The organism is Streptomyces sp. GLSS-08, assembly GCF_056387915.1.
Map to the genome: position 1 here is coordinate 259,746 of NZ_JBWJAQ010000002.1, position 26,417 is coordinate 286,162.

Genomic DNA, 26,417 nt, shown 5'->3' on the forward strand with positions numbered 1-26,417 from the left:
ATCTTCCCGTTCCGTAGAAAGGGCGCCGGTGGATGCGGACGCTGTCGCCGACGAGCTGTACGGGCTGCGGCCCGAGCAGTTCACCGCCGTCCGCAACCAGCGGGCCGCGGCAGCCCGCACGGCGGGCGACCGTGCGCTGTCCGAACAGATCGGCGGGATGCGCCGCCCCAGCCTGTCCGCCTGGGCCAGCAACCTGCTGGTGCGCGAGCAGCGCGACGAGATCCAGCCCCTGGTCCGGCTGGGGGAGGCCCTGCGCCAGGCGCACCAGGACCTCGACGGCGCACAGCTGCGTCAGCTCGCCGGGCAGCAGCAGGCACTGGTCAGGGCCCTGTCCCAGCAGGCGAAACAGCTCGCCGCCGAACACGGGCATCCGCTCGGTGACGGCGCCCTGCGCGAGGTCGAGCAGACCCTGCAAGCGGTCCTCGGTGACGCCGACGCCGCCCGGGAGTGGGCCGCGGGACGACTCGCCAAGCCGTTGAGTCCGGCCGTGGGCTTCCCCGCCGTGGCCCGGGACGCCGTGGCGCAGGGCAGGGCGGCGCCGACCGACAGCGAGCCCCGGGCGGCGGCCTCCAGCCCCCGGGCCGCCCGCCGTACGAACTCGGCGGCACAGGCGCGGCGGCGGAAACGGCTCGCCGAGGCCGGCCGGGCGGCGGAGGGAGCCGAGCGCGACCTCGTGGCGTGTACGACGGAGGCGGAGGAGGCGGGCCGTGCGGCCCGGGAAGCGCGGGAACTGAGCGACACGTCGCAGCAGCAAGTCACCGGGCTGCGACAGCGCATCGCGGAACTGACCGAGGACCTCGAGAACGCCGAAGAGCGGCAACGTCGGGCCCGCGCCGACCTGCGTGAGGCACAGGAGCGGGAACGTGCGGCCGACCGCCGGCTGAGTGCCGCCAGGACCCGGGCCGGGAAGGCCGCGGCGGAAGTCGATCGCCTGACGGGCGAGGACCCGGGCGGGAGCGCTGCGGCGGAGGGCGACGGCTGACGGAGATCCCGGCCCCTGGCTCCGCGTGGACGACGGCGAGGGGCGGGTCCCGCGGTCCGGTCGGGGGCTCAGTCCTTGCGGCCTGTCGCCGCGACGGTGACACCGAGGCCGATCATCGTGAGGCCGCCGAATCCGCCGATCAGGGAGAGCCGGCGCGGTGAGCGGGCGAACCAGCTGCGCGTGGTGGCCGCGGCCAGGCCCCACACGCTGTCGGAGGCCAGCGCGATGACATTGAAGACCAGCCCGAGTACGAGCATCTGCACCGGGACGTGACCCTGGCCGCGGTCGACGAACTGGGGCAGTACGGCGGCGAAGAAGACGACGGTCTTCGGGTTGGCCACGCCGACCGCGAACCCGTCCCACAGCGTCCGAAGGGTGCCGTGCGCCGCCGGCCCCTCTCCGGTGACCGAGGCGTGCAGGGACCCGCGCTGCCGCACCGCCTTGACGCCGAGGTGGATCAAGTAGGCGGCGCCCAGCAGCTTCAGCATCGTGAAGACGAGGACCGACCGTTCCACCACGGTGCCGACCCCGAGCGCCACGGCCACCACGAGGACATACGCGCCGAGGGTGTTGCCCACGACGGTGATCAGCGCCGCTCTGCGTCCGTGAGCCAGTGCCCGTCCGATCACGAACAGCACGCTGGGGCCGGGTATCACGATCAGGAGGAAGGACATGGCGGCGAAAGCCGGCAGTCGGTCGGAAGACACCATGCCGCCATGAAACAGGGGAACCTCTCGCGTCTGCAGCCCATTTTCGCCCAGCCAGCCAGCCAGCCAGCCAGCCAGCCAGCCAGCCAGCCAGCCAGCCAGCCAGCCAGCCAGCGGGCCCGGCCGGCCCGGCCGGATACCGGATACCCGTACGCCTCCCTCGTCCTTCCCGCCCTCCGCATAAAACCGGTTGGTCGACATGTTTTGATCGGGAATGGCCCTCTCGACGCGGCCGAGCGGATTCGGGCGGGAGCAGTCGCGGGCGGGGCATTGTAAAAACCAGCCATCCGGTTTTATTCTGAACGGGTTCCGCGGCTCGCCCCTCCCGGTCACTGACCGGCCTGTGGGTGGTCTGGTCCCTGTTCGTGTCGTCGGTCGGCCCTCGCGGGGCTGGTGAGACCGACGCTCTCCTCTCTGTCCTGGGTCGGTTCGAACGCCGTGCTGTTCGGCGGGTGTCGTGGGTCTTCGCTGTCTCTAGGGGGTTGTGATGTCTGGTGGAGTCGGGTGTCCGTTCGCGGTGGACGCTTCCGGGCGGGACGTACAGGGGGAGGCGGCACGGTGGGCCGAAGCGGGCCCCGTCGTACCGGTGGTGCTGCCCGGAGGCGTCGATGCCTGGGCCGTGACCGGGCTGGAGACCATCAGGGAACTGCTGCGGGACCCGCGCGTGTCCAAGGACGCGTACCGGCACTGGCCCGCCTGGCAGCAGGGCGAGATCGGCGCCGAGTGGCCGCTGGCGATCTGGGTGTCCGTGCAGAACATGGTGACGGCGTACGGCGAGGACCACCGCAGGCTGCGCAGGCTCGTGGCCTCGGCGTTCACGGCACGGCGGGTGGAGAGCATGCGCCCCCGGGTGGAGGAACTCACCGAAGGCCTGCTGGACGAACTCGCGGAGCGTGCCGCTGAAGGGCCCGTGGACGTACGGCGGGCGTTCGCGCAGGAACTCCCGGTGCGGGTGCTCGCGGAACTGTTCGGCATCCCCGGACAGTTCCGACAGGCCATCGCCCGGATCATCGCGGGGTTCTTCGACACCGGCGTCTCGCTCGAGGAGGCGCAGCGCAACGGCGTGGACCTGTACCGGACGATGAGCGCACTGGTGGACCTCAAGCGGCGGTCCCCGGGGGACGACCTGACGAGCGCGCTCATCACCGTGCGGGACGGGGACGACGACCAGCTGTCGGAGAAGGAACTCGTCGACAACCTCATCCTGCTGTACACGGCCGGGTACGAGACCACGGTGAACCTGCTGGACCACGCGGTGGCCCTGCTGCTCCAGCACCCCGACCAGCTGGCCCTGGTGCGCTCCGGGAACGCCTCCTGGCAGGACGTCGTGGAAGAGGCACTGCGGGTGGAGACACCGGGCGCGACCGGCATCCTGCGCTACGCCGTCGAGGACATCGAGATCGGCGGTGTCGTGATCCGCAGGGGAGACGCACTCGTCATCTCGTTCCTGTCGGCGGGACGTGACCCGGAAGTCCACGGCGCGGACGCCGGGGTCTTCGACGTGACGCGCGCCACGCGTCGGGAGCACCTCGCGTTCGGCTTCGGGACGCACTTCTGCGTGGGCGCGCCACTGGCCCGGCTCGAGGCTCAGGTGGCGCTGCGCGGCCTGTTCACCCGCTTCCCGGACATGTCGCTCGCCGTGCGGCCCGAGCAGCTGCGGCCGCTGGAGTCGTTCATCTCGAACGGGCACCGTGAACTTCCCGTGTCGCTGGGAGACCCCGCGGGCCCGGGTGCGCGGGAGGCTCGCCCGGTGGTCGTGCGGGCGGCCGGCGGCTGCCCGGTGGGCGCGGGCGCCGGAACCCCGGGCGCGTAACCTGCGCCGTACCCAGCGGACTGGCGGCGGCGCCCCCCAGGGGGCGCCGCCGCTCCGCCGGTGACCGGATCGTTCCGGTGCCGGCCCTGATCGAGCCTGGGACCACGGTTCGGGGCAGGTCAGAATGGGTGACATGAACCGAGCGCTGATCGTCGTCGATGTCCAGGAATCGTTCCGAGCACGCCCGTCGTGGGAGCAGTTCTCCAATCAGAAGATCGCGGAACCGGTCAACCGGCTGGTCGCCCTGGCGCGTGCGGCGGGCGACCGGGTCGTCTGGGTGCTGCACACCGAACCGGGCAGCGGTGACGTCTTCGACCCCGACTCCGGCCAGGTGCGCCTCTTCGTGGAGCTCGACGGTCCGCGGCCGGACGAACCCGTCCTGCACAAGACGTCCCACAACGCGTTCACCACCACCAACCTCCAGCAACTGCTGACCGAGGCGGAGGTCAAAGAGCTGTGGGTGTGCGGCATCCGCACCGAACAGTGCGTGGAGACCACGACCCGGCTGGGCAGCGACCTCGGGTACCGCATGGTGTTCGTCACCGACGCCACCGCGACCAGCGCCATCGGCGACCTGGGTGCCGCCGAGATCATCGAGCGGACCGAGGCGGTCCTCCGCGACCGGTTCGCCCGGATCGCCACGGTGCCGGAGCTGGAAGCCGAACGGGAAGCACCGGCTGCGTGAGTCAGGTCGTCTTCGTCCTCCTGCCCGGCGTCCACCTCCTCGACCTCGCCGGGCCCGCCCAGGTGTTCAGCACGGCGGCGGACTTCGGGCACTCCTACCGGCTCTCGTACGTCGCCGAGCAGGAGCAGGTGGTCAGCGCCCAGGGACTGCCGCTGACCGCCCGCACGCGGTGGCCCGAGCTGACACCGGAGGACCTGGTCGTGGTGCCCGGCTGGCGGGCCCCGACGCTGCACGGGGGGCCCGTGCCGGGCGAGGGCACCCTGCGGCGCCTGCGCGGACATCACGCCGGCGGCGGCACCGTCGCCAGCGTCTGCGCGGGCGCCGAGGCACTCGGCCGGGCAGGTCTCCTGGACGGGCGCCGCTGCACCACACACCATGACGTGCAGGAGGAACTCGCGGCCCGGTACCCACGGGCGCTCGTCATGCGGGACGTCCTGTTCACCGCGGACGACCGGGTCGTGACCTCGGCGGGCATCGCCAGCGGCATCGACCTGGCGCTCCACCTGCTGGCCGTGCGGCACGGCCCGGGACTCGCGGCGCAGGTGGCCCGCCAGATGGTGGTGTATGCCCGACGCAACGGACACGAGCCGCAGGCCAGCGCCATGCTGCGGCACCGCTCGCATCTGGACGACACCGTGCACCGCGTCCAGGATCTGATCGACGACCGGTTCGCCGAACCCCTGCCGCTGAGCACGCTCGCCGCGTCCGCCGGCGTGAGCGAGCGCACCCTCACCCGCCTGTTCGGGCGTGCCACCGACGGCCTCACACCGCTGCGCTACCAGCAGACACTGCGCCTGGAACGGGCCGAGTACCTCATCGGCCACGGGTCGACGATGGAGACGGCCGCGCGTGAGGTCGGCTTCGAGGACGCCCGCATGCTGCGACGCCTGCGGTCCCGGCTGCCCCTCGGCGACTCCACGTAACCGCGGCGGACCGGCGCAGGCGCCCGCCGCGGCTCAGCCGTCCGTCCCGCCGCTCAGTGCGGGGGTCAACCCGCCCCAGGGATTGGGGAGTTCCCCGGTCACCGGACCGGCGACCGCGGCCCGGCGCTCACCGGCCGTGCGGATCGCCAGCGGCACCAGCGCCTCGGGGACCCCGTAGACCAGGTGGCAGAACCGCTCCGGCGGATGCCGTGCGGTCCACGACGGTCTGCTGAACGCCGACACATACGTCGACCAGTGCCCTTCGAAGGTGACGATCAGGTCGGCGACGCGGGCGTATCCGGGCGCCGGATGGACGCCCGGATTCAGCACGACGGGCGACGCCCCCAGCCGGCGCACCGACCGCACCAGCTTCCTGCAGGCGGGCAGTTCGGCCGGCGCCGCGGTCACCCGGTCCAGGAAGCAGCCGTCGGCCCCGTACCACTCCCGGTGCCGGACCATGTCCCGCATGACGTCCGCGGCGGGGCGCGCGCCGTAGTCTGTGTCGACGTAGCCGAGCAGCCGGGCGCCGGCCGCCCTCAGCGCCTCGGCGGCCGCGGCGAACGCGGGATCGGCCGCCGTGCCCGGCCCGTCGGCCGGGTTGATGACGACCGCGTAGGTGCGGTCCGCCGACGTGATCAGACGGTGCCAGGCCGCCGGATCCTCGGCCGGATGGACGTACAGCGGGATCAGCAGGCTCACGGTGCGCGGCCCTCTTCCAGGTGGAGGGACGGACCGCCCGCTGTCGCCGCCCACAGGGCCGCCAGCGAGTCGTCCAGGGTGTACGACGGCCGCCAGCCGAGGGAGTCGGCGGCCGCGGTGATGTCGGAGCACTGCCATGACACGTCGCCCGAGCGGACGGACCCGCCGCCGTTCTCCTCGATCCGGCCGCGGAACCCGGCGACGCGCGCCAGCGCCCGCACCATGTCGCGCACCGGTACGGCGTTCCCGCCGCCGATGTTGAGAATGCGCGGCAGCGGCCCGGGCGTAGTCGCCGCGAGCACCGCCGCCCGTGCCACGTCCCGCGCGTCGACGAAGTCGCGGTACGCCGACAGGTCACCCAGCCGGATCACCGCGTCCGGGTCCCGGCCGGCCTCCGCCAGCAGACCGGCGATGCGGCCGGGCAGCCCGGTGAGCGGGGCGCCGGGCCCCACCGGGTTGCCCACCCGCAGGACCGCGGCGTCCAGCCCGGAGGTGGCAAGGGTGACGGTGCCGGCCAGCTTGGTGGCACCGTACGCGGTGACGGGACACGTGGCCGCCGACTCGGATACCCGGGCGTCCCGGGTGCCGGGGCCGTACTCGGCGGCCGAGCCCAGGTGGACCAGGCGGGTCGCGGGCGCCGCCTCCCGCAGCGCCGCGCACAGGACGGCGGGGCCACGGGAGTTGACCTCGGCGAGGGTCAAGGCGTCCCCGCCGGTCGCCCCCGCGCAGTTGATCACGGCGTCGGGGGCCGCCGACGCGAGGATGCCCGCCAGTCGGTCCGTACGGGCCGTGGCGAGGTCGATGCCGAGCTCCGCGGCGGATGAGCGGCCGCCGCGGAGCACCCGCACGCCCGCCAGGGCGTGCAGGTGCTCGACGACGTGGCCGCCCAGATAGCCGGTGAAGCCCAGGACGAGAATGCGCATGTGGTGCTCAGGCTCCCTTGAGTAGCAGCGACCTGCGGGTGGTGAACTCCGCGTTGGCCCGGTCGTAGTCGTCGGGGCGGCCGATGTCGAGCCAGTACCCGTCGAACTCGTAGGCGTGCGGGCGGTCCTCCTTTCTGAGCAGGTCCAGCACCAACTCGTCGAAGCCGAGCGGCAGACCGGCGGTGTAGCCGTCGAGCGTGGTCCGGTTCAGTCCGTACACGCCCATGGAGACGCGGTAGTCGATGCTCGGCTTCTCGGTGAACCCGACGACGTGGTTCGCGTCGGTGGTCAGCACTCCGAAGTCGATCTGCACCTTGCGGGCGTACGTGGCGATCGTCAGCGGGGCGCCCGAACTCCGGTGCCTGTTCAGGACGTCGGCGTAGTCCAGGTCGGTGAGGATGTCGCCGTTCATCACCAGGAACGACTCCGGGAGGCGTTCGCGCATGGTGAGCAGGGGACCGATCGTGCCCAGCGGGCTGTCCTCGGTGACGTAGTCGATGGACATGCCCCACTGGGAGCCGTCGCCGACATAGGCGCGGATGATCTCGCCCAGGTGGCCGATGGCGATGGTGCAGCCGGTGAAACCGGCCGTGGCGAGCTGGCGCAGCACGATCTCCAGGATGGCGTGCTGGTCGCCGATGGGCACGAGCGGCTTGGGCAGCGCGGTGGTGTAGGGCCGCAGCCGGACGCCCTTGCCTCCCGCCAGGATCACTACGTGCATGGGACTCCTCCTTCGTGGACGGACGTGCCGGTGGGTCAGATGTTGTAGATGCCGGTCTTGTAGCGGGCGAGGTTGCCCGGGTCGCGGAAGAACTCCACGGTGTGCGCGAGGCCCTGCTCCAGGTCGTGGGCGGGACTCCAGCCGGTGGCCGCGCCGAGGCGGGTCGCGTCGGCGACGAGCCGCATCACCTCGGACCCGGCCGGCCGGATCCGCTGCGGGTCCTCGCGGACGTCGAGGGCGGTGTCCATCACCTTGCCGATCAGCGCCACCAGGTCGCCGACCGAGATCTCGCCGCCGGTACCGGCGTTGAAGGTGCGCCCCACGACCCGCTCGGCGGGCGCGGTGCCCACCGCGAGGAACGCCTGCGCGGTGTCCTTGACGTAGGTGAAGTCGCGGGTGGGCCGCAGGTCCCCGAGGGTGAGGGTGCGCTCGCCCGCCGCCACCTGGCCGATGACGCTGGGGATCACCGCCCGCATCGACTGACGCGGACCGAAGGTGTTGAACGGCCGCAGCGTCACCACCGGTGTGCCGAAGCTGGCGTGGTAGCTGTCGGCAAGACGGTCCCCGCCCGCCTTCGAAGCCGCGTACGGGGACTGGGTGTTGATGGGATGGTCCTCGGTGATCGGCACGGTCTGCGCGGTGCCGTACGTCTCGCTGGTGGAGGTGTGCACCAGCCGGGGCGTCCCGAGGGCGCGCACCGCCTCCAGCACGTTGAGCGTGCCCGTGATGTTGGTGTCCACGTAACTGTGCGGTGCCTGGTACGAGTACGGGATCGCGATGAGGGCGGCCAGGTGGTAGACGCAGTCGGCGCCTTCGACGAGACCGCGGACCGAACCGGGGTCCCGGACGTCGCCGAGGACGATCTCGACGTGGTCGAGGACGTCGGGGGCCAGGGTCTCCAGCCACCCGTAGGAGGAGAAGGAGTTGTACTGCGCCATGGCCCTCACCCGGTGTCCGGAGGCGACCAGCGCCTCGGTGAGGTGGGAGCCGATGAAGCCCTCGGCTCCGGTGACGGCGGCGAGCGGTGCGGAGGTCAACTCAGGGGTCCTTCCGGTCGGTTGTGCGCGTGGTGACAGGGCGTGGAGCCGGCCCGTTCGTGGACCGGTGCCGTGCGGTGGTCGTCGGGCGGTCGCGAGGGGTGCGAGCGGTGCGGCGGTGCGGCAGGTGGTCCGTGGGACGGAACGGTGGCGGGCGGGGCGCAGGTGCGTGCGGTGCGGTGGGTCGTACGGGTGACGGCGCGGACGGAGCGGTCAGGCGTGCGGTGCCGGCCGCCCCAGCAGCCACACCGTGCACGCCGTGAGACACAGCGCGGCCGCGCCGCAGCTCAGCGACAACACGGCGACCCCGGCCGGTGGTTGGAGGAGAGCGACCGCTGTGGCTCCGCCGGCGGCCCCGAGGCAGACCCCGGCCGGCGGCCAGGCCACCCCGAAGGCCTGGAGCAGCAGAGCGGTCCACAGCGTCGCGGCGAGCAGCAGCAGCGGAGCCGGTTCGGCGCCGGTGAGCAGTGCGGCGGGCAGCAGGGGAAGGAGGTAGGCGCACAGGCAGAGGGCGAGGATTCCGGACGAACGGAGCAGGAAGGCGGCGGGTGTCGCCGTCGCCCGCAGCGCCGCCACCGACATGCCCCGGTACCGGTACAGCAGCCATTCGGCGGGCCCCATGCTCACGGTCAGCGCGATGACGGTGGACGGGTGCTCCCGCCCCTCCAGCAGCACCAGCACCCCGGCGGCCAGGCCGAACAGTCCGTACGGCAGCGACCGCAGCAGCGCGGGCGGGGTGCCGCCCGGAGCGGGGGAGGCGCCGAGCGGTGTGCGCAGGGCCCAGCCGGCCGCGGCGACCGCGCCGAGGACCGACAGCATCGGCAGCCCGGCCCGCAGCAGGGTGCCCGGCTCCCACCACGGCAGCAGCAGCGCACCGGCGATCACCGGGGCGAGCGCGGCCAGCAGCAGGCGCTCCCGGCCCAGCACCAGGAGCACCCCGGCCGCCGCGAGATACACGGACTGCGCGGCCGCCACGCATGCCGCCGCGACCGAACCGGCGAGCAGCGCCCCGGCGGTCGCCGCCGCCGCGGCACCCAGCGGTGCGCCCACGAGAAGGGTGCGCCCGGCCTCGCGCTGTCCCGTGGTCATGCGCAGATAGGCCCGGTGTCCGAGCGCCTGGCCCCAGGCCCAGGAGACGAGCCCGGCGGCGACGAGGACGACGGCGTTCCCGTCGACGTGCCACAGCCGTCCGGTGAGCAGGTAGGCGAGCCCGGGCAGGGCGAACAGGGCCCCGCGCAGTGCGCACCGGATGTGGTCCGGGCGCCACGGGTCGGCCGACGGGGCGGGTTCGGGGAAGGTCCGCGGGACGCGTTCGTACAGGGCGGAGGCGAGGGAGAACAGGTTCGGGTGCCCGTAGCGTTCCTGGATCACCTCGGCGGTCAGTCCCTCCGACTCCAGCAGCGCGGCCACCTCGTAGGGGTGCACGGCGGGACCGATGCCGTCGGCGAGTTCGGCGGCGAGCCGGTCGACCGCGTCGTGGTCCGTGCCGCGACCCGGCAGGTGCAGCGTCAGGGTGCGTTCGTCGGCGAGCCGCAGGGACAGCGTGTCCTGTCCCGCGCCGCCCGGTTCGAGAGCGATCGGCCCGCTCATCCGACCAGGCTCCTCGGCTCGGCGACAGCGGCACCCTCGGCGGCCGTGACGCCCGCTTCGGTGTCGGTCCACGGGTCGCGCAGGGTGATCCGGCCGGGCCGCGACAGCTCCAGGTAGATGGCCCGGAAGGTGTCGACGGTCTGCCGCAGCGTGAACTGCTCGATGACCCGCAACCGGGCCGCCTCTCCCAGCGCGCGCCGGCGCTCGCGGTCGCCCAGCAGGTCGAGCGCGGCGGCGGCCATTGCCGCCGGGTCGCGCGGCGCCACGACGAGACCGGTGTCGCCGACGGCCTCCCGTACGCCGCCCACGTCCGTGGACACCGTCGCCCGTCCGCACGACATGGCCTCGATCAGGGTGAAGGGGAAGCCTTCGCTGATGCTGGAGAGCATCACGACGTTGCCGGCGGCGTAGGCGTCCTTGATGTCGTCGACCCGGCCCTCGAAGGTGACCGCCTCCCCGTGGCCGAGTTCGGTGGCCAGCGCCTCGCACCGCTCCCGGTAGGCCTCACCACCGCGCGGAGTGCCACCGAACAACCGCAGTCGCGCGTCCGGGAGTTGGGCCCGGACGAGGGCGAACGCCCTGATGAGGGTCTCCAGGTCCTTGATCGGGTCGACCCGGCCGGCCCAGCTGAGGGTGGGTGCGTCGGGCTCGGGGCCGGCCGGCGGGAACGCGGCGGGGTCGACCCCGTTGTAGACGGTGCGGATCGACTCGGGATCGGCGCCGCCCTGTTCCTCCCACAGCCGGTTGTACCGGTTGCCGGGAGTGATCAGCGCGGCCCGCCGGTAGGTCTCCTCGGCCAGCAGCCGGAAGAACCCGAGGACGACGGCCTTCACCGGCCAGCGGTACGGGGCCGTGCGGTAACCGAGGTAGCGCTCACGCAGATAGACGCCGTGCTCGGTCAACAGCAGCGGCACGCCGTGCCGTTCCAGCGCGGCCAGACCCGGGAGTACGGCCACGCCGCCGCTCACTGCGTGGGCCACCCCGTGCTCGGGTACCGGGGCCGCCAGCGGGCGCAGGGCGTGCTCCAGCAGAGCCGTGGCCGTGAGGGCGTCGTGCAGGGTCGGCCGAGCCTCGCGCACGGCCAGTCCCGGCCGGTTCCACACGGCGGTGAGGATGCTGATCGCCCGGTCGCCGCGCAGGAAGGGGCTCAACTGTCCGTCGGCCGCGGCCCCCGCCATCGCGTGGAGGGCGTTGCCGAACCTGTCCTCCGCGCACGGGTCGAGCAGGGCGGTGAGGAACTGCTCGTAGGCGGTGGCGAGCCGGTTGCGGCGTCGCCCGCGGGGCGGGTTGCCGCCGGGTGCGGGCCCCCACATGGGGACCGTGACCACGCGCGACATCTGTTCCGGGATGTCCCACACGACCGGCTCGCGTCCGGTTCCGGTGACGGCGATGACGTCGAAGGAGATGTCGGGCATGCCGCCGACGAGCTGGTCGCACCAGACGCTCACGCCGCCGTGACTGTGTGGGTACGTTCCTTCGGTGAGCAGGGTGACACGCGTCGCGCCGGGGCGTCGCGTGCCGTGGTGAACGTGCATGGGTGTGCTCCACGGCCGAGGTGTGGGTGGTGGTGCCGGTCCCGGCTGCGGAGGATGCGGCCGGGACCCGGGATCGGTGCGCGGTCAGCGCTCCGGGGTGTACGGCACCTGTTCGGTCACACCGGCGGGTACACGGGTGCGCGGGGTGGTGCGGGTCGCGGCGGCTTCGCCCTCGACGTCGACGGGCGCGGTGAGCGGGGCGGCGCTCGACGGCAGGGTCAGGGTGAGGGGCCCGGCGGCGGTGACCCAGCCGGACACCTGGCCGGCGTACGCGTCGCCGAACCCGGCGCCGCCCCGCGTGGTGCCCGCGGGCATGGTCGCCGTGGTCGCGACGCCGTCCGGTGCCTCGACGGTCACCGTGTCACCGATGCGGTGGGCGCTGACCCGGCCCGCGGCGACCGCGGCCTGCCAGGCGGCGCGTCGCCGCAGTTCGACGCCGATGTCCTTCATCGACGCGTTGACCACGGGGGTGTCGGCGGCGAAGAGGTCGGCGTACCCGTCGAGCACCCCGTCCAGGACGGGGTAGGCGATACGGTCCTCGGCCAGGTTCGACTGGTGGATGAAGTGCGGCTTCGGATCGTTGGACAGGACGTGCCCGAGGGCGATCCTGGTCTCCAGCGGCACGATGTGGTCGGTGTAGCCCGTGGTGGTGCTCAGCGGTGACGACAGGCAGGTCGAGGTGTCGGGGTGGTCCTCGCAGATGCCGCTGCCGCCCTGGGCACGACTGGTGTAGATCCAGTTGTACTCGTCCACCTGCTCGGCGGCCCGCCCGGCGTTGTAGAAGACGTTCATCGGGTAGCGGGAGACGGTCGTGGCCGGGCCCACCTGGCGCTGCTGCGGGTCGCGGGAGTTGTCCGAGGCGAGCCACTTCACGCCGTTGTCCGCGAGGGCGGTCGCCAGGTTCGGGTTGTCCGCGGGCTGTTGCGGCAGCAGCTTCAGCCCGGAGTGCTCACCGGTCACCAACTCGTCGTCGTCCAGCGGCAGTCCGGCGGCCCGGCCCCAGACACGGTTCTTGGCGATCTCGTCGGAGATCTCGCTCCGGCCGACCCACGCGGTCCTGCCGTCCGGGCCGGTGGCGCACTTCCAGGGCACCACGGTCACGTCCTGCCGGCAGCCGAGGAAGGCGTGCGTGTAGGTGTGGTTGATCCAGCGGAAGCGCCCGCGGTCGTCGACCAGCTTGTCGGCCAGCGGGTCGGCGCCGTTGTTGTCCTCGCGGTGGTCGACGCTGCCGGCCCCGTTGTACGCGAGGTCGAGGGTGAAGTTCCGCCGGGTCTGCCAGGCGGTGGTGTGGTCGACGTCGGCGGGCGTCATCCGGATCGGGCGCGGCACGCCCTCGCCCTGGGCGCAGTCGACGTCGCCCGGCGTGCAGTTGAGCTCGGTGTCCCAGCGGTCGTCGGCGGCGAAGACGTCATCGACGTGCACCGCGAAGTAGTTGCGCGAGGCGCCCAGGTGAACGCCGCCGGTCATCCATTCCACGATGCCGCGGGCCAGCAGCCGGAACTGCCGCTGGTACCGGTTGTAGACGAACGTGACCACGAGTTCGCGCCGCCCGTCGTGCCGGTACTCACCGACCAGCGAACCCCGCGTCGTCCGGCCGGGGATGGCCGCGTCGACGTACGGTGTGAAGTCCGCCCCCGCGACGGCCGTCGACAGGTAGGCGTAACTCTCGCCGATGGTGGGGGAGTTGTCCTCGAACGGGACGGCGCCGTCCAGATAGCCGAAGGGCCCCGCCCGGCCGGCCGCGGTGACCTCGGCGGGTACGCCGTCCACGCTGCCGGAGTAGCCGCCGTGGACCGGGTACTGGAGTCCGGCCTCGGGGCGGGCGTAGGTGTACGCGTCGACCTGCGGGATCGTGTACGTCTGCTCGTAGGCGGCCAGTGCCGCCATCTCGGCGGAGTCCGCGGCGAACGGATTGTCGTTCGGCAGGACGACCGCCTGGAACTTCGCCCGCGGCCGGCCGTCCACCGTGTCGGCCAGGAAGCCGGCGTCGATCACGGGCCGGCCGGACTGCCGCAGGTCGACCTCGGTGTACGGCGTTCCGGCGGTGTCCAGTTCGGCGGCGATGGCGTCCGTGGCCGGTCCGCCGTCACTCACGACCAGGACCCGCAGATCGATGCGGGGCGTGGCGGGATCGGCGTGAGCCGCACCGGCCGGCAGGCCGAGCGAGGCTATGAGCACGCCCGCGGTGAACGCGGCCGTGCGGATGGTCCCCTTCATGCGGTGAAGTCCCCTCCCCGGGCAGGGGTGAACGCCGCTCCATCGAGCGGACACACCCCCTTGCGCGACGCCGCCGCCCCCCTCGAACGTCGGTCGTCGTCGCATCCGTCGCGTCACATAGTGATGTCTCTGTGTAGTTTTCGTGCTGCTGTTGCGAAACATGACGGAAAAATGCAGGCGAAGAACTCCTCCGGCCCCGGCCGGATCGGCTGTCCGGCGGTCCTCGGGGGACTCGCGGCGCGACCTGGTGGAGAGGCCTTGGGCTGGAGCGTGCCTGCGCGGAGCGCATGCGGAGCGTCGGCGTCCGCGCGGCCGGGCCGCCAGTGGTTCAGACCAGCACGGCTTGGTGGCCTATGGTCGGTTTTAGGTCACCCAGGACGCAGACGTACCGAAGGCGGCCGGTTCGCACGTGTCCGCGACGAACCGGCCGTCCTCGGTGGCCACTTGCGCTCCCGTGGTCTACGGCTGCGAGCCAAGAGGCGGGCGTCGGTGCGGGATCAGGGGCAGAGCACGCGCGTCTCGGGCGTGTGGACCGGACCGCCGCCGGTGTTCGTGGTGTCGCTGAACTCGGCGTAGTAGTACGAGTAGAAGCCGATGTTGCCGTTGCAGCCGGAGTCCGCCGCGATCTGGAGCGTGAGCGTGACGGTGCGGCTCTGGCCCGGCGGGATGGTGGAGCCGTAGTTGCCGCCGAGGTTGGCGGGGCCGGTGCCGGTACAGGGGGTGCTGCCGGCGGCGGTGGCGAGGCTGCAACCGGTGAAGGTGTACTTCAGGTCGGGCCGCTGGGTGGTCAGCCAGGTCGGGTCGATGGTCTGGTGGACGAACCAGATGTCGTAGGTCTTGTTGTTGGTGAGCGTCATCGAGAGCTTCACCGTGCCGCCGGGCTGAGTCGTGGCGCTGTCGGTGGTGAACGTCAGGTCGGCCGGGGCGAGGTCGGCCGCGCTCGCGCTCGGGGCGAGACCGAACAGGGCGAGGACGAGGGCGAGAGCGGCGGCGAGACCGAGGCGTCGTGTCTGTGTGGATCGCATGGGCCGGGAGGCTAGGCAGGCCACGAGCGCACCGTCTGCCCCGCCGGGAACACCGGCAGCGGGATGCGGCCTGAAGTGCGCGCCCGCTGATGGCTCTGTGAGCGCGTCGTCACAGAGCGAAACTGCCCGCGTTCATGCACGACAGGCCGGACGGGCGAGCCGGGTCGCCCTCCCCACGTGATGCCGCACGCTCCGACGCCCCGGTCGGCCGGATTGGCGGATACCGGGTGCGTCGCGTGCCGCGGAGGCGGAACTGCCGCATGCGGGGCGGGAGTTGTTCCCGGCCAACCGGTGAAGTTCCGGCCGTGGGGTGCCGTCGGGAAACGGTCGTGACGTCCTGCGGGTCCGTCACCCCCCACGGCCCACAACCACGCGCAGGACCGGACCAGCCCGGCGAACCCGGAAGAAACCCCACCTCACCACGCCACCGGTCCGCACTGTGGACCGGGCGTTGACACGTGTTGTCCGGCTTCGGCAAGCTACGCGATCATGCAGCTCGCCGGTGGCCTCAGCGCCACGCTCGTGCGGCGCCGCCACGTCGATCTCGGTCGTCTGGCGAGCGCCATCTGTTGCTGCGCACTCTGAGCCCGGACCGCACGACGCCCGTTCGGGCGGCCTCCCGCCGCCCGTAAGCGGCCGGGTCCGCGCCCGTCCGGCCTGTCACCCCCTGCCCGCCTCGGGCCACCCCCGTCCGCTTTGCCGACCCCGCGCGGGACGGCCGCCGCTGCGCGCGCCGAGGAGTTGCCTCACCATGTCCCCGTCCACGAACGACCGATCCGCCCTGTCACGGCGCGTCTTCGGCGGCGCGATAGGCGCCGGGGCCGCCACCGCCGCCGTCGGGCTGCCGGCCGCCACGGCGCACGCGACGCCCGCCGGCGCGGACGCCGCGCAGCCCCAAGAGCGGCCCTTCCGGGCCTCGGCAGGCCGGCACGCACGGCGGCCCAACATCCTGTTCATCCTCGGCGACGACCTGGGATGGGCCGACCTGTCCTGCTACGGCGCGCCCCACATCAAGACCCCGCACCTGGACCGTCTCGCCCGGCAGGGCGTGCGCTTCACGGACGCCTACGCGGGCTCCGCGACCTGCTCGCCGACCCGCTTCAGCCTGTACACCGGCCGCTATCCGGGGCGTACGAAGGGCGGCCTGGCCGAGCCGATCGCCAACAGGTCGGACGGGCTCGAACCGACCCACCCCACCCTCGCCTCCCTGCTCAGGGGCGCCGGATACGCGACCGCCCTGATCGGCAAGTGGCACTGCGGCTACCTGCCGGACTACTCGCCCACCAAGTCGGGCTGGGACGAGTTCTTCGGCAACTTCGGCGGCGCGCTGGAGTACTACTCCAAGCTCGGGCCGGGCGGCGAGTACGACTTGTACGAGGGGGACGCCGAGTACAAGGACCTGCGGTACTACACGCGGATCCTGACCGAGCGGGCGAGTGAGTACGTGCGCCGGGACCACGACCGGCCGTGGCTGCTCAACCTCAACTTCACCACTCCGCACTGGCCCTGGATCGCCGACGGCGACAGGGAGGAGAGCGCCGAGATCGTGCGCCGCATCAAGTCGGGCAAGGGGGTGCAGGCGCTGCTGCACACCGACGGTGGTTCGGTCGAGAAGTACACCGAGATGGTTCAGGACCTCGACCGTTCGGTGGGCCAGGTCCTGGCGGCGCTGCGGGAGTCGGGACAGGAGGAGGACACACTCGTCTTCTTCGGTTCCGACAACGGCGGCGAGCGCTTCTCCTACCAGTGGCCCCTGTCCGGCGAGAAGGCATCCCTCCAGGAGGGCGGGATCCGGGTGCCGACCGTCGTGCGCTGGCCCGCACGCCTTGAGGGCGGTCAGGTCAGCGAGGTGCCGGTCTTCTCGCCCGACTGGACCGCGACCCTGCTTGAACTGGCCGGCGCCCGCCTCGACCCCGGTCATCCGCTGGACGGCGTCAGTCTCGCCGGATACCTGCTGCGGGGCGAGACCCCGCCGCAGCGGGAGCTGTTCTGGCGGGTGCGGGGGGAGCGGGCGGTGCGCCGCGGCAAGTGGAAGTACTACCGGGGCAAGGGTGGCGCCGACCAACTGTTCGACCTGTCCCGGGACGTGCGGGAGCAGGCCGACCGGGCCGCCGAAGAGCCCACCGTGCTGGCCGAGTTGAGAGCCGTGTGGGAGAAGGTCGACGCGGAACTGCTGCCGTATCCCGCCTCCTGACGAACCGCTGCCGACGGCTCGTCAGGGCGCCGGGCTGTCAGGCCTGCTGTGCGGGGGAGGGCGGCGCCGGAGCCTCGGTGGCGTGCGGGTAGGCGGCCGCCCGGTGCTGGAAGGAGAGGATCTTCGGGTTCTGGACGACGCCGTCGCGGATCTCGATGGCCCTTCGGACCGTCGTGTCCGCGTCCCAGGCCGCGGGGCCGCTCATGACCTCACGCAGGTAGGGAATGAGCGCCTCGCTGATCTCCCACGTCGCCGAGTTCCACAGGTGGGAGGGGCTGTGATCCACCCCGTAGTAGTGGCAGCCCGGCCCCACGGTCGGCATCGGATCGGCGAAAGTGGTGGGGCGCGCCCACTCGAAGCCCATGCCCTCGTCGCAGGAGACGTCGACGAAGAACGTCCCCTGGCGGAAGCCGCCGAGTTCCTGCTCGGTGACGAACGTCAGGGGCGCGTCGGTGTCCTGCCTTATGCAGTTGACGATGATGTCGAACCGGGCCAGGTACTCCGCGAGCGGCACGGGGCCGTCCTGGGTGAGCGCCTGGAGGCGGGACGGATCGTCCTCCCGCTCCTCGAAGTGCCCCATCACGACCGAAGGCATCGGCGAGGCCACCGCAGCCGCGGCGCGCTGGGTCAGCACCGTGACGTCCGAGACACCCATGGCGCCCAGGCCCGTGACCGCCCCGCGCGCCGTGGCGCCGAAACTGATGACCACCGCTCGCAGACGCCGGCCGTAGCTGCCGGTCAGGCCGCCGAGCTGCAGGGCGTGCAGCACGGAGGAGTAGCCGGCGAGTTCGTTGTTCTTGTGGAACACATGGACACTGAACTGACCCGTGGGGGTCCAGTGGTTCATGGCTTCCCAGGCGATGACGGTCAGCCGCCGGTCGATGCTGATCTGCGTCATCTTCTCGTCCTGCACGCAGTGCGGCCATCCCCACAGCACCTGGCCATCGCGCAGCGCGGCGACGTCCTCGTGCACCGGTTTGGGCAGCAGCACGATGTCGCACTCGGCGAGGAGCTGCTCGCGGGTGCGCAGACCTGCCACGAGTGGTCGCAGCGCGTCGTCGTCGACACCGAAGCGCAGGCCGTAGCCCTGTTCGAGGAAGACCTTCTCGCGCACGTCGGGGTCGACGCGGTCGAGGTGGCGGGGGTGCAGGGGCAGCCGGAACTCGTTCTCCTTGCGGGAGGAGGCGAGTACTCCCAGACTCATCAGGCTCATGTGCGTCCTCGTCTTTTCACTTTGTAGCTGGTGCGGGGCGGTGCGTCCCCGTGCACGGGGAGCGGTCGACGGCTGAGGCGATGCCGGCTATCGAGGGCCGCGGAAGGGGACGTGGAAGACGGAGCGCGAGTACGAGCGGGGAAGCATGGGGCGGCTCGTTTCCGGCCGGTGCACAGGTGCCCGGCCATTGCCTTCCCCGAGGGCGACGCCGAAACGGATGACGGCGTGCGAGGTGCGCTCGGTACCGCAACCGTACCCCTGTCAGGACCCCTCGGCTTCCAGGCCCCGAACGCCGCCGCCGGTCACCGCCACGTCCAGACGGGGCGGCGCTTTCCCTTTGGGTTTGTTTGGGCCGGTGTGTGCGGGTGACGCATAAGTGGATACGGCGCCCGGCTCCCGTTCCGTACGGGCGTGTCTTGCGGGAAGGGGCAGGTGTGAAAGGCGGTGCGCGGGCGGGTGACCAGGTCAGGGGCCGGACGCGACCGGCCGACGGGCCGGACCCGAGCCGGTGGCGGGCCCTGTGGGCCACCCTGGTGGCCGGGTTCATGACCCTGCTCGACGTCACGATCGTCGCGGTCGCGCTGCCTTCGATGCAGCGGCAGCTCGGCGCCTCGGCCGCGTCCGTGCAATGGGTCGTTTCGGGTTATGCGCTGGCGTTCGCCCTGGCGCTGGTGACGGCCGGACGGATCGGTGACGCGGTGGGCCGGCGCCGTGTCTTCCTGTGGGCGCTGGCGGCCTTCGTGGTGTGCAGTGCCGCGGCGGGCGCCGCCCCCTCCATCACGCTGCTCGTGGCGGCCAGGCTCGCCCAGGGCATCGCCGCGGGCTGCCTGGCCCCGCAGAACTCGGCCCTCATCCAGCAGATGTTCAAGGGGGCGGAGCGGGGCCGCGCATTCGGCCTGTTCGGCGCCACGGTCGGGATCTCCAGCGCCGTGGGCCCGGTGACCGGCGGCCTGATCCTGGCCCTGGCCGACGGTCCCGGCGGATGGCGGTGGATCTTCTACGTCAACGTCCCCGTGGGCGCGCTCGCGCTCCTGCTCGGCAGCCGGCTCCTGCCGCGCGTGGCCCCTGGCCGCAGGGGACACCTGGACCTGCCGGGCGTCGCCCTGCTCGGTGCCGGGGTACTGGCGATCATGCTGCCGCTGGTCCTCGCCGAGGCGGGCGGGATACGACGCCTCTGGTGGCTGTTCCCCGCCGGACTGGCGCTCCTGGCCGGGTTCGCGCGCTGGGAGAGGCGCGTCGCGGCACAGGACGGAGAACCACTGCTGGATCCGAGGCTCTTCACCGAGGCCCGCGGTTACGCGGCCGGCGCGGGCATCGCCGCGCTGTACTTCGTCGGGTTCAGCGGCGTGTGGCTCGTCTTCGCGCTGTTCTTCCAGAACGGACTCGGCTACTCACCGCTCAGGTCCGGTCTCGCGGTGACCCCCTTCGCCGTCGGCTCGGCGGCGGCGGCGGTCGTCGCGGGACGGCTCGTCGAACGGCTGGGCAGGCTGCTGACCGTCCTCGGGCTCACCGCCGTCGTACTCGGTCTGGGTGCGACGGCCCTGGTCCTGAGGTTCGCACCGGCGGGGACGGCCGCCTGGTGCGCGGCGCCCGCCCTCCTCATCGGCGGGATCGGCAGCGGCTGCGTCATCTCGCCGAACATCACCATGACCCTGCGGGACGTTCCGGTCCGTATGGCGGGGGCGGCGGGCGGTGCCCTGCAGACGGGCCAGCGTCTGGGCGGTGCGGTCGGTACCGCGGCGCTTCCGGGGCTCTTCTACCTGGTGCTCGGATCGAGCGCCCACGACTACCGCACGGCCGTGGCGGTGGCCGTCGGCACGGGGGTCCTCGCCCTGCTCGGTGCCCTGGCGGCCGCCGTGCTCGACTGGCGCCGCGACCGCCGTACCGGCCCCGGGGGCACCGACTCGCCGGACCCGGCCGGGACGGGCCACCGCCACACCCGCGCGAATCGGTGCTGACCCGGACACGCCGCCGGATCCCTAGAACTCGCGGTCGATGCCGGTGACCGAGGCCGGTCCCAGGGGGGCGTCCGTCTCCGCGATCCCGCTGGCCCTCAGCGCCCCGGCGACGAGCCGTACCGCCTCTGCCTCCGCGCTCGACTGGTCCGCCGCATCCACTTCGAGCCGGATCGAGAACATGCCGCCGTCCTCGACCGTGAGGAGGTTCAGCTCCTCGCTCTCGCCCAGCTCCGTGTTCTTCGGGTCCTGCGGGCGCAGCCTGCGCACCACTTCGGAACGTGCGTCGTCCGTGACGCCGTGGACGAAGGTGCCGGGGACGGTGATGATGAAAGTGGTCACAAAAAGCTCCTTACGTGAACGCCCCTTGCCGCGGCAGGGGCGTCGGGCTCGCTGGGGGCTGCCGTCACTGTCCCTGGAGATTCTGGACGAGCATCCGGGCGGCGAACGCGAGAAACACCGCTCCGGAGATCCGCGTCATCAGATGGCCCTTGCGCGTCGGCCCGGTGACGCCGTGGTCCTCGGCGAACGGTCGCTGCGGGGGCCGGTCGGCCTTCCTCAGCGGTTGCGCCCGGACCACCTGCACCGGGCCCACGAGCGGGAAGAGGCACAGCGGGACGGCGACCAACGAGCCTCCCTGAGTACGTCGGGCGGCGGACGCCCGAGGTGCGGTCGGTTGCGTGGACGTCCGTCTACCCCAGATCGCCGGGGCCACCCGGGGCACCTGCGCGCCCGGTCCTCGGGAACCCGGCCGCCCCGTGAGCGGTAGCCGTCACGCCGGAACGGCCCGGAAATCAGAACGGTCGCGGGAGTCGTCCGCGGACCGTCGCCGCCGCTCCTCCGGGTGCGATCTGCGGCGGTCGCACCCGGAGGAGCACCCGGGCGTAAGCCCCCGGGACGCGGCCTCGCCGCCGCTGGTCGCGTTCCTCAGGCAGACCGGCCCGGTGAGCGGTCGTCGTCTCCCTTCTCCCGCTCCGCCGCCTCGGCGACGCGCTTGATGTTCGCCAGCCGTCGGTCCCAGTCGTTGGCGAGCGCGGCCATCCACCGTGCCGTCGCGTCCAGGGCCGCGGGCCGCACGGCGTACCGGACCTCGCGTCCGACGCGCCCGCCGGAGACCAGCCCGGCGGCGTCGAGCACGGCGAGGTGCTTGACCACCGCCTGCCGCGACACGGGCAGCCGTTCGGCGAGCGTCGTGGCCGTGGCCTCACCCTGGGCGGCGAGCAGGTCCAGCAACTGCCGCCGGGTCGCGTCGGCCAGCGCGGCGAGGACGTGGTCGACCGCCGCGGCGCCGCCGTCAAGTTCCTCGGTCACACGGACCGCTGCGCGCGCGTCTTGAGCGCGTCGAGCTCCAGGGGCCAGCCTTCGCTGTGGTCCTTGTGATTGCGAATCCGCAGGTCCTCGGATCCGGCCAGCGCCGTGAACCCGCTCTCGACGACCCGCAGCCGGGTCCGCTCGCCCTCCCGGGCCAGCGTGAACTCCACGAGGGTGCTGTTGTCCTCGCGCAGTTCCTCTCCCGGGAAGGCGCTGGTCCAGCGGTAGGCCAGGTACGTCGGCGGCTCGACCTTCTCCACCCGCACCGGGAAGTCGCCGTGCTCGGGATTCCTGGCCACCATCGTCTCGCCCTCCCTTGCGACGGTGCCGGGCAGGCTCGCCTTGTCGGCGACCCAGAATCCGGGCTGGGCCACCAGGGACCACACCCGCTCCAGGGGAGCCTCGATCAGCGTCTCGCGTTCGATCCGGTCCTCACTCATGAGCCGACTCCTTCAGCGCCACGATTGAATGCAACTCCAGAGTTGCACGTCCTGGACTGTCGCGCAACCACACGGTTGCATGTCGTGGGCGATCTGCTGTCGGCCAAGTCCCTTGGGTGCTCTCCTTCCGCGGTGGTTGGGTGGCGCGATGAAGATCCTGATTCTCGGCGGAACGGCATGGCTGGGACGCGAGCTGGCACGGCAGGCCGTCGAGCGCGGCCACCGGGTGACGTGCCTCGCCCGCGGCGAGAGCGGCACGGTCGCGGACGGCGCGACCCTGGTGGCCGCCGACCGGAGCGACCCGTCGGCGTACGAGCCGCTGGCCGACCGCGCCTGGGACGCGGTCATGGAGGTGTCCTGGCAACCCGGCTTCGTCCGCGGGGCGCTCGACGCACTCGGCCGCAGCGCCCGGCACTGGACCTACGTCTCCTCCGTCAGCGCCTACGCCACGCACGCCAAGCCGGACGCGGACGAGTCCACGGAACTCCTCGCCCCGACCGACCGGAGCGAGGCCGACCGCTCGCTGTACGGGGAGGCGAAGGCCGCCTGCGAGCACGCGTCGACCGCCGCCGTCCAAGACCGCCTCCTCGTCGCCCGCGCCGGTCTCATCGGGGGCCCGGGGGACCACAGCGGACGCTCCGGCTACTGGGTGGCCCGGGCCGCACGTGATCCGCGCGGGCCGATGCTGGTCCCCGGCGTTCCCGCGCTGCCGACCCAGGCGATCGACGTACGCGATCTCGCCGCCTGGCTGCTGGACGCCGCGCAGCGCGGGACCACCGGCACCTATGACGCGGTCGGGCCGGTCGTTCCGCTGGGGGAGTGGATCGCGCTGTCCCGGGAGGCCGGCGGCCACACCGGTCCGGTGGTCAGCGCCGACCCGGCCTGGCTGCTCGCGAACGGTGTGGCCCAGTACATGGGTGCCGAGTCGCTTCCGATGTGGCTGGCCGAACCGGGCTGGGAGGGGTGGTCGGCCCGCAGCGGGGCCGCCGCGCGGGCGGCGGGACTGCGTCACCGGCCCCGGACGGGGATGCTGGCCGACACACTGCGGTGGGAACGCGAGCAGGGACTGGACCGGGAACGACGCGCGGGCCTCAGCGCCTCGCGTGAGCGCGAGTTGCTCGACGCGCTCGGCTGACGGCTCCGCGAGCCCGGCCGCCCGCGGCGACGTCCGGAACGGCGGCGTGCTCGGCTGACGGCTCCGCGAGCCCCGCCGCCCGGCACCGCGGCGCCCTCCCGGACCCGACCGGGGGTCAGGGCGAGGACCCGAGCAGGCGCCGCAGCCAGGCCGTACGGGCCGCGCGCGCCGCCCGGGAGAGCGCGGCCTCCGGCGCCAGCGCGTCGAAGCCGTGGAAGCCCCCGGGCCACACATGCAGTTCCGCCTCGCCGCCCGCCCGCCAGATCGCGTCGGCATACGCGATGTCCTCGTCGCGGAAGGTCTCAGCGGAGCCCACGTCGATGAAGGCGGGCGGCAGACCGGACAGGTCGGTGGCGCGGGCGGGAGCGGCGTAGGCGGAGACGTCGTCGGAGCCCCGGCTGTCACCCAGCAGAGCGGTCCAGCCGGTGTCGTTGGAGGTCCGGTCCCACATGCCGTGCCCGGCCATCTGCCGGGCGGAGTAGGAGTCGTTGCGGTCGTCGAGCATCGGGCACATCAGGAGCTGGCCCGCCAGCCGGGGACCCTTTTCGTCGCGGGCGCGCAGGGCCAGGGCGGCGGCCAGTCCGCCTCCGGAGCTCTGGCCGGCCACGACGACCCGGTCGGCGTCCCCGCCGATGAGCCGCGCGTTGCGTGAGGTCCACTCCAGACCCGCGTAGCAGTCGTCGACCGGGGCGGGGTGCGGGTTCTCGGGAGCCAGGCGGTACTCGACCGACACGACCACCAGGCCCAGCTCCTCGGCCCAGCTCAGCGGAGCGTCGACACCGACGCGGTTGTCGCCCGTGACCATGCCTCCGCCGTGCACGAAGTACACGACGGGGAGCGGGACTTCGGCACCGGTGGGACGGCAGATGAGCAGGGAGACGTCAGGGGCGCCGGGAGGACCGGGCACCCGCCGGTCCTCCACGGAGAAAGCGCCGTCACGGGTCAGCGTCTGGTCGGTGGGCCGGAACGCGGCTCCGGTCTCCCGGCTGTCGGGCACCATGTCGAGGGTGAAGGGCAGCGGAACGAACTCCGTGAGCGCGACGGCGAGTTCCTTGTCGAAGGGCGGTGGTGTCAGGGTCACGGCTCACACTTTCCAGGTCGTGCCGTTGATGCGGCGGAGCGACGCGCGTGGCGGCCGGACCGGCGAGGGTGACGACCGGCGCCCGGGTCACCTTCTGTGCTGCCCCGTCCCGGAGGGGTCATGTCCGGTGGCGTGCCGGCTGCCGGACAGGGCGCAGAGGTGCCTTCGACGTGCCGCCGGCTCGGGTTTCAACCTCGCCGTGGATCGTGGGAGTGGCCGGAACCCGATGGGCGCGTGAGCCGGGCGAGGCGGGCGTCCAGGGGCTGTACACGTCCCGGGAGGACTTCCCGGAGGTTCCACCAGCGGATGGCCGCGATCTCCTCGGTGGCCTGGAAGTCCCGCATACCGTTGGTGCGGCCCGCGAACAGCGCCGCGTACTCGGCTCGCCGGTCGGGCGCGAGTACGAAGCCCGCGTGGCCGACGAACCGCAACGGCCCGTCGGGTACCTGACCACTCTCCTCCAGCAGTTCGCGCGCGGCCGCCTGACGCGGGGATTCGCCTTCCTCTATGCGGCCACCCGGCAGTTCCCAGCTCTGGCGGAACCGATCGAAGACCACGAGGACACGGTCGGCGTGCCAGACGGCGACCAACGCCGCCGGCAGCGGCGCGTCCGACGGTGGCGCGCCCTCGCCCCCGCGTGTGAAGGAGACCAAGACATTGCCGCGACCGTCGACCGCGAGGGACGGGTCCTCGGAGTGGGGCACCTCGACATCGTTCCCGGGCGCAGGTCTTCCGACGCCGGGAGAGGGGCGAAACCCGCGCTCAGTAGGCGGCACCGTCCCGGCGCAGGAGCCCGGCGAGGGAGGTGGCCGGACGCCCGGTGAGACGCGGGACGTGGTCGGTGACACCGTCGAGTTCTCCCGCGGCGATGGCCGTGTACGTCGAGACCCAGGCATCGAGCTGCCAGTCGGGGGCGCCGTGGCCGGCGCGTGAGCGGTACGCCTCTTCGATCGTCTCGGGTTCGTAGCCGACCGTACGGCCTGTCGCCTCGGTCAGTACGGCGGCGATCTCGGCGAGCGTCAGGGCCTGCGGGCCGGTGAGGTCGTACACGGCACCGGCGTGTTCGTCGGCGTGCGTGAGGACGGCGGTGGCGGCCTCGGCGATGTCGTCCTGGGCCACGACGGCGGCGCGCCCGGTGCCGCCGGGACCGCGGATGAAGCCGTCGTCGCCGACCAGCGCGGGCATGAAGTCGGCGTAGAGGTTGTCCCGCAGGAAGGTGTGCGCGAGGCCGCTCGAGCGGATGTGCTGCTCGGTGTGCCAGTGGTCGCGCGCCAGGGTGAAGGCGGCGTCCGGTGCCGCCCCGTAGAACGAGATGTACACCAGGTGCCCGACGCCGGCTTCGGCGGCGGCGTCGACGAAGGCGTGGTGCTGTGCCAGCCGGTCGGGCGCCTCGGAGGCGGAGACCATCAGGACCCGGTCTACACCGCGCAGGGCGCGCACGACGGCGTCCCGGTCGCCGTAGGCACCGGGGACGACGGTGGCACCGGGCAGGACGGGAGCCCGCTCGGGGGTGCGGGCCGGCAACGTCAGCGGAATCCCTGCATCCGCCAGCCGGCGGGCCACGCGTCCTCCCAGGCGCCCGGAGGCGCCGGTGACGGCGTAGGTGACATCGGTTGCGGCCATCCGGAGTGTCTCCTGTCCAGAGCGACGTGCGGTGGGGCGCGGGCCGGAAGCGAGGCGCCTGCCCGCAGGTTCCGGCCTGCTCAGCGGCCCATGCTGCCGGACACCGGCCGCGTGTGCGAAGCGGCACGGACGACGCGCCGGTACGGACCCGTGCCCCCCTCCTACCGCGGGGCGTCGAGCGGCCGGAGGAAACGTCGTTCGTACCGCTTGATGCAGCGGGTCGTGCGAGCCAGCTCGAACGCTTCCTGGCACTCCGGGTCGGACACGCTGTCCGTGCGGTACTGCTCGTACGCCGCGAGGCTCGGGAAGGAGAACAGGGCGTAGGCGACGTCGCTGTCGCCCTCGCTGGGCAGGAAGTAGCCGTGGTGGGTCCCGCCGAAGCGGTCGACGAGTCCGACCCAGCGGCGGCCGTACTCCTCGAAGTCCTCGATTCTGTCGGCGTCGATCTCGTACTTCAGGTGAATGGTGATCATGCCCGGGATTATGGGCCAGGGCGACGCGGGCGCGATGCCCGGCCCGCGCCGAGGGTTCGTTGCCGCAACGGCCGGCGCCTGCCCGTCACCGGCGGAGCGCGGTCGCCTCGTTCCGGGCGGCCGCCCCGCCCGGTC

Annotated in this window: 26 protein-coding genes; 8 read left to right on the plus strand and 18 right to left on the minus strand. The window is 72.7% G+C overall.

What is annotated here, in order from left to right; all coding sequences use genetic code 11:
• Nucleotides 1–28: 28 nt before the first annotated feature.
• The gene (locus AC0ZLC_RS03860; RefSeq protein ID WP_476750432.1) at nucleotides 29–982 is read left to right on the plus strand and encodes a hypothetical protein; all 954 of its coding nucleotides are present in this window, start codon (nucleotides 29–31) and stop codon (nucleotides 980–982) included.
• Between the two features lie 68 nt (nucleotides 983–1,050).
• On the opposite strand, the gene AC0ZLC_RS03865 is transcribed toward AC0ZLC_RS03860, so the two are convergent.
• A complete protein-coding gene (locus AC0ZLC_RS03865) occupies nucleotides 1,051–1,692 on the minus strand; it encodes a LysE family translocator (RefSeq protein WP_476750433.1) in 642 nt (213 codons plus the stop codon).
• Between the two features lie 514 nt (nucleotides 1,693–2,206).
• Between AC0ZLC_RS03865 and AC0ZLC_RS03870 the strand changes: the two genes are divergently transcribed.
• The 3 genes from AC0ZLC_RS03870 to AC0ZLC_RS03880 all read left to right on the plus strand — a co-directional run bounded on the left by AC0ZLC_RS03870 (nucleotide 2,207) and on the right by AC0ZLC_RS03880 (nucleotide 5,110).
• Nucleotides 2,207–3,502 carry a cytochrome P450 family protein gene (locus AC0ZLC_RS03870; protein ID WP_476750434.1) on the plus strand — a complete coding sequence of 432 codons (1,296 nt, stop codon included), beginning with the start codon at nucleotides 2,207–2,209 and terminating at the stop codon, nucleotides 3,500–3,502.
• A 133-nt stretch (nucleotides 3,503–3,635) separates the two neighbouring features.
• Entirely contained in the window at nucleotides 3,636–4,187 is a 552-nt protein-coding gene (locus AC0ZLC_RS03875) for a cysteine hydrolase family protein (protein ID WP_476750435.1), read from the plus strand.
• Nucleotides 4,184–5,110: a GlxA family transcriptional regulator gene (locus AC0ZLC_RS03880; protein ID WP_476750436.1), complete on the plus strand. Its 927-nt coding sequence runs from the start codon at nucleotides 4,184–4,186 to the stop codon at nucleotides 5,108–5,110. The genes AC0ZLC_RS03875 and AC0ZLC_RS03880 overlap by 4 nt, the downstream gene beginning before the upstream one ends.
• A 33-nt stretch (nucleotides 5,111–5,143) precedes the next feature.
• Here AC0ZLC_RS03880 and AC0ZLC_RS03885 read toward each other — a convergent pair whose 3' ends face one another.
• From AC0ZLC_RS03885 to AC0ZLC_RS03920, 8 genes are all read right to left on the minus strand, one after another.
• Entirely contained in the window at nucleotides 5,144–5,809 is a 666-nt protein-coding gene (locus tag AC0ZLC_RS03885; RefSeq protein ID WP_476750437.1) for a spherulation-specific family 4 protein, read from the minus strand.
• Complete coding sequence (locus AC0ZLC_RS03890) at nucleotides 5,806–6,732, minus strand: NAD-dependent epimerase/dehydratase family protein (RefSeq protein WP_476750438.1); 927 nt, start codon at nucleotides 6,730–6,732, stop codon at nucleotides 5,806–5,808. The genes AC0ZLC_RS03885 and AC0ZLC_RS03890 overlap by 4 nt, the downstream gene beginning before the upstream one ends.
• 7 nt (nucleotides 6,733–6,739) lie before the next feature.
• Nucleotides 6,740–7,453, minus strand: a complete 714-nt coding sequence (locus tag AC0ZLC_RS03895; protein ID WP_476750439.1) for a sugar phosphate nucleotidyltransferase — start codon at nucleotides 7,451–7,453, stop codon at nucleotides 6,740–6,742.
• Between the two features lie 35 nt (nucleotides 7,454–7,488).
• Complete coding sequence (locus tag AC0ZLC_RS03900) at nucleotides 7,489–8,490, minus strand: GDP-mannose 4,6-dehydratase (protein WP_476750440.1); 1,002 nt, start codon at nucleotides 8,488–8,490, stop codon at nucleotides 7,489–7,491.
• A gap of 213 nt (nucleotides 8,491–8,703) precedes the next feature.
• Nucleotides 8,704–10,080, minus strand: a complete 1,377-nt coding sequence (locus tag AC0ZLC_RS03905; protein ID WP_476750441.1) for a hypothetical protein — start codon at nucleotides 10,078–10,080, stop codon at nucleotides 8,704–8,706.
• The gene (gene pelF, locus AC0ZLC_RS03910) at nucleotides 10,077–11,615 is read right to left on the minus strand and encodes a GT4 family glycosyltransferase PelF (protein ID WP_476750442.1); all 1,539 of its coding nucleotides are present in this window, start codon (nucleotides 11,613–11,615) and stop codon (nucleotides 10,077–10,079) included. The genes AC0ZLC_RS03905 and pelF overlap by 4 nt, the downstream gene beginning before the upstream one ends.
• Nucleotides 11,616–11,699: 84 nt before the next feature.
• Entirely contained in the window at nucleotides 11,700–13,832 is a 2,133-nt protein-coding gene (locus tag AC0ZLC_RS03915; RefSeq protein ID WP_476750443.1) for a hypothetical protein, read from the minus strand.
• Between the two features lie 497 nt (nucleotides 13,833–14,329).
• The gene (locus tag AC0ZLC_RS03920) at nucleotides 14,330–14,857 is read right to left on the minus strand and encodes a hypothetical protein (RefSeq protein WP_476750444.1); all 528 of its coding nucleotides are present in this window, start codon (nucleotides 14,855–14,857) and stop codon (nucleotides 14,330–14,332) included.
• A 489-nt stretch (nucleotides 14,858–15,346) separates the two neighbouring features.
• Here AC0ZLC_RS03920 and AC0ZLC_RS03925 point away from each other — a divergent pair, with 489 nt between their 5' ends.
• The gene (locus AC0ZLC_RS03925; protein WP_476750445.1) at nucleotides 15,347–15,442 is read left to right on the plus strand and encodes a putative leader peptide; all 96 of its coding nucleotides are present in this window, start codon (nucleotides 15,347–15,349) and stop codon (nucleotides 15,440–15,442) included.
• 166 nt (nucleotides 15,443–15,608) lie between these two features.
• Entirely contained in the window at nucleotides 15,609–17,051 is a 1,443-nt protein-coding gene (locus AC0ZLC_RS03930; protein ID WP_476750446.1) for a sulfatase family protein, read from the plus strand.
• A 37-nt stretch (nucleotides 17,052–17,088) separates the two neighbouring features.
• On the opposite strand, the gene AC0ZLC_RS03935 is transcribed toward AC0ZLC_RS03930, so the two are convergent.
• A complete protein-coding gene (locus tag AC0ZLC_RS03935) occupies nucleotides 17,089–18,264 on the minus strand; it encodes a N(5)-(carboxyethyl)ornithine synthase (protein WP_476750447.1) in 1,176 nt (391 codons plus the stop codon).
• A gap of 434 nt (nucleotides 18,265–18,698) precedes the next feature.
• Here AC0ZLC_RS03935 and AC0ZLC_RS03940 point away from each other — a divergent pair, with 434 nt between their 5' ends.
• Nucleotides 18,699–20,222: an MFS transporter gene (locus AC0ZLC_RS03940; protein ID WP_476750448.1), complete on the plus strand. Its 1,524-nt coding sequence runs from the start codon at nucleotides 18,699–18,701 to the stop codon at nucleotides 20,220–20,222.
• 21 nt (nucleotides 20,223–20,243) lie between these two features.
• Here the strand turns inward: AC0ZLC_RS03940 and AC0ZLC_RS03945 are convergent, their stop codons facing one another.
• From AC0ZLC_RS03945 to AC0ZLC_RS03960, 4 genes are all read right to left on the minus strand, one after another.
• Complete coding sequence (locus tag AC0ZLC_RS03945) at nucleotides 20,244–20,561, minus strand: hypothetical protein (protein WP_476750449.1); 318 nt, start codon at nucleotides 20,559–20,561, stop codon at nucleotides 20,244–20,246.
• Between the two features lie 64 nt (nucleotides 20,562–20,625).
• Nucleotides 20,626–20,847: a DUF6199 family natural product biosynthesis protein gene (locus tag AC0ZLC_RS03950; protein ID WP_476750450.1), complete on the minus strand. Its 222-nt coding sequence runs from the start codon at nucleotides 20,845–20,847 to the stop codon at nucleotides 20,626–20,628.
• 299 nt (nucleotides 20,848–21,146) lie between these two features.
• Nucleotides 21,147–21,530 carry an ArsR/SmtB family transcription factor gene (locus AC0ZLC_RS03955; protein WP_476750451.1) on the minus strand — a complete coding sequence of 128 codons (384 nt, stop codon included), beginning with the start codon at nucleotides 21,528–21,530 and terminating at the stop codon, nucleotides 21,147–21,149.
• Nucleotides 21,527–21,970, minus strand: coding sequence for an SRPBCC domain-containing protein (locus AC0ZLC_RS03960; protein WP_476750452.1), 444 nt, complete (start codon nucleotides 21,968–21,970; stop codon nucleotides 21,527–21,529). Before AC0ZLC_RS03960 ends, AC0ZLC_RS03955 begins: the two co-directional genes overlap by 4 nt.
• A 148-nt stretch (nucleotides 21,971–22,118) precedes the next feature.
• Here AC0ZLC_RS03960 and AC0ZLC_RS03965 point away from each other — a divergent pair, with 148 nt between their 5' ends.
• Complete coding sequence (locus AC0ZLC_RS03965; protein WP_476750453.1) at nucleotides 22,119–23,105, plus strand: NAD-dependent epimerase/dehydratase family protein; 987 nt, start codon at nucleotides 22,119–22,121, stop codon at nucleotides 23,103–23,105.
• 115 nt (nucleotides 23,106–23,220) lie between these two features.
• On the opposite strand, the gene AC0ZLC_RS03970 is transcribed toward AC0ZLC_RS03965, so the two are convergent.
• From AC0ZLC_RS03970 to AC0ZLC_RS03985, 4 genes are all read right to left on the minus strand, one after another.
• Complete coding sequence (locus AC0ZLC_RS03970; protein ID WP_476750454.1) at nucleotides 23,221–24,186, minus strand: alpha/beta hydrolase; 966 nt, start codon at nucleotides 24,184–24,186, stop codon at nucleotides 23,221–23,223.
• Nucleotides 24,187–24,374: 188 nt separating this feature from the next.
• A complete protein-coding gene (locus AC0ZLC_RS03975; protein WP_476750455.1) occupies nucleotides 24,375–24,890 on the minus strand; it encodes an NUDIX hydrolase in 516 nt (171 codons plus the stop codon).
• Nucleotides 24,891–24,948: 58 nt separating this feature from the next.
• A complete protein-coding gene (locus tag AC0ZLC_RS03980) occupies nucleotides 24,949–25,809 on the minus strand; it encodes an SDR family oxidoreductase (RefSeq protein WP_476750456.1) in 861 nt (286 codons plus the stop codon).
• Between the two features lie 161 nt (nucleotides 25,810–25,970).
• Nucleotides 25,971–26,282, minus strand: a complete 312-nt coding sequence (locus AC0ZLC_RS03985; protein WP_476750457.1) for an NIPSNAP family protein — start codon at nucleotides 26,280–26,282, stop codon at nucleotides 25,971–25,973.
• Nucleotides 26,283–26,417: the final 135 nt, after the last annotated feature.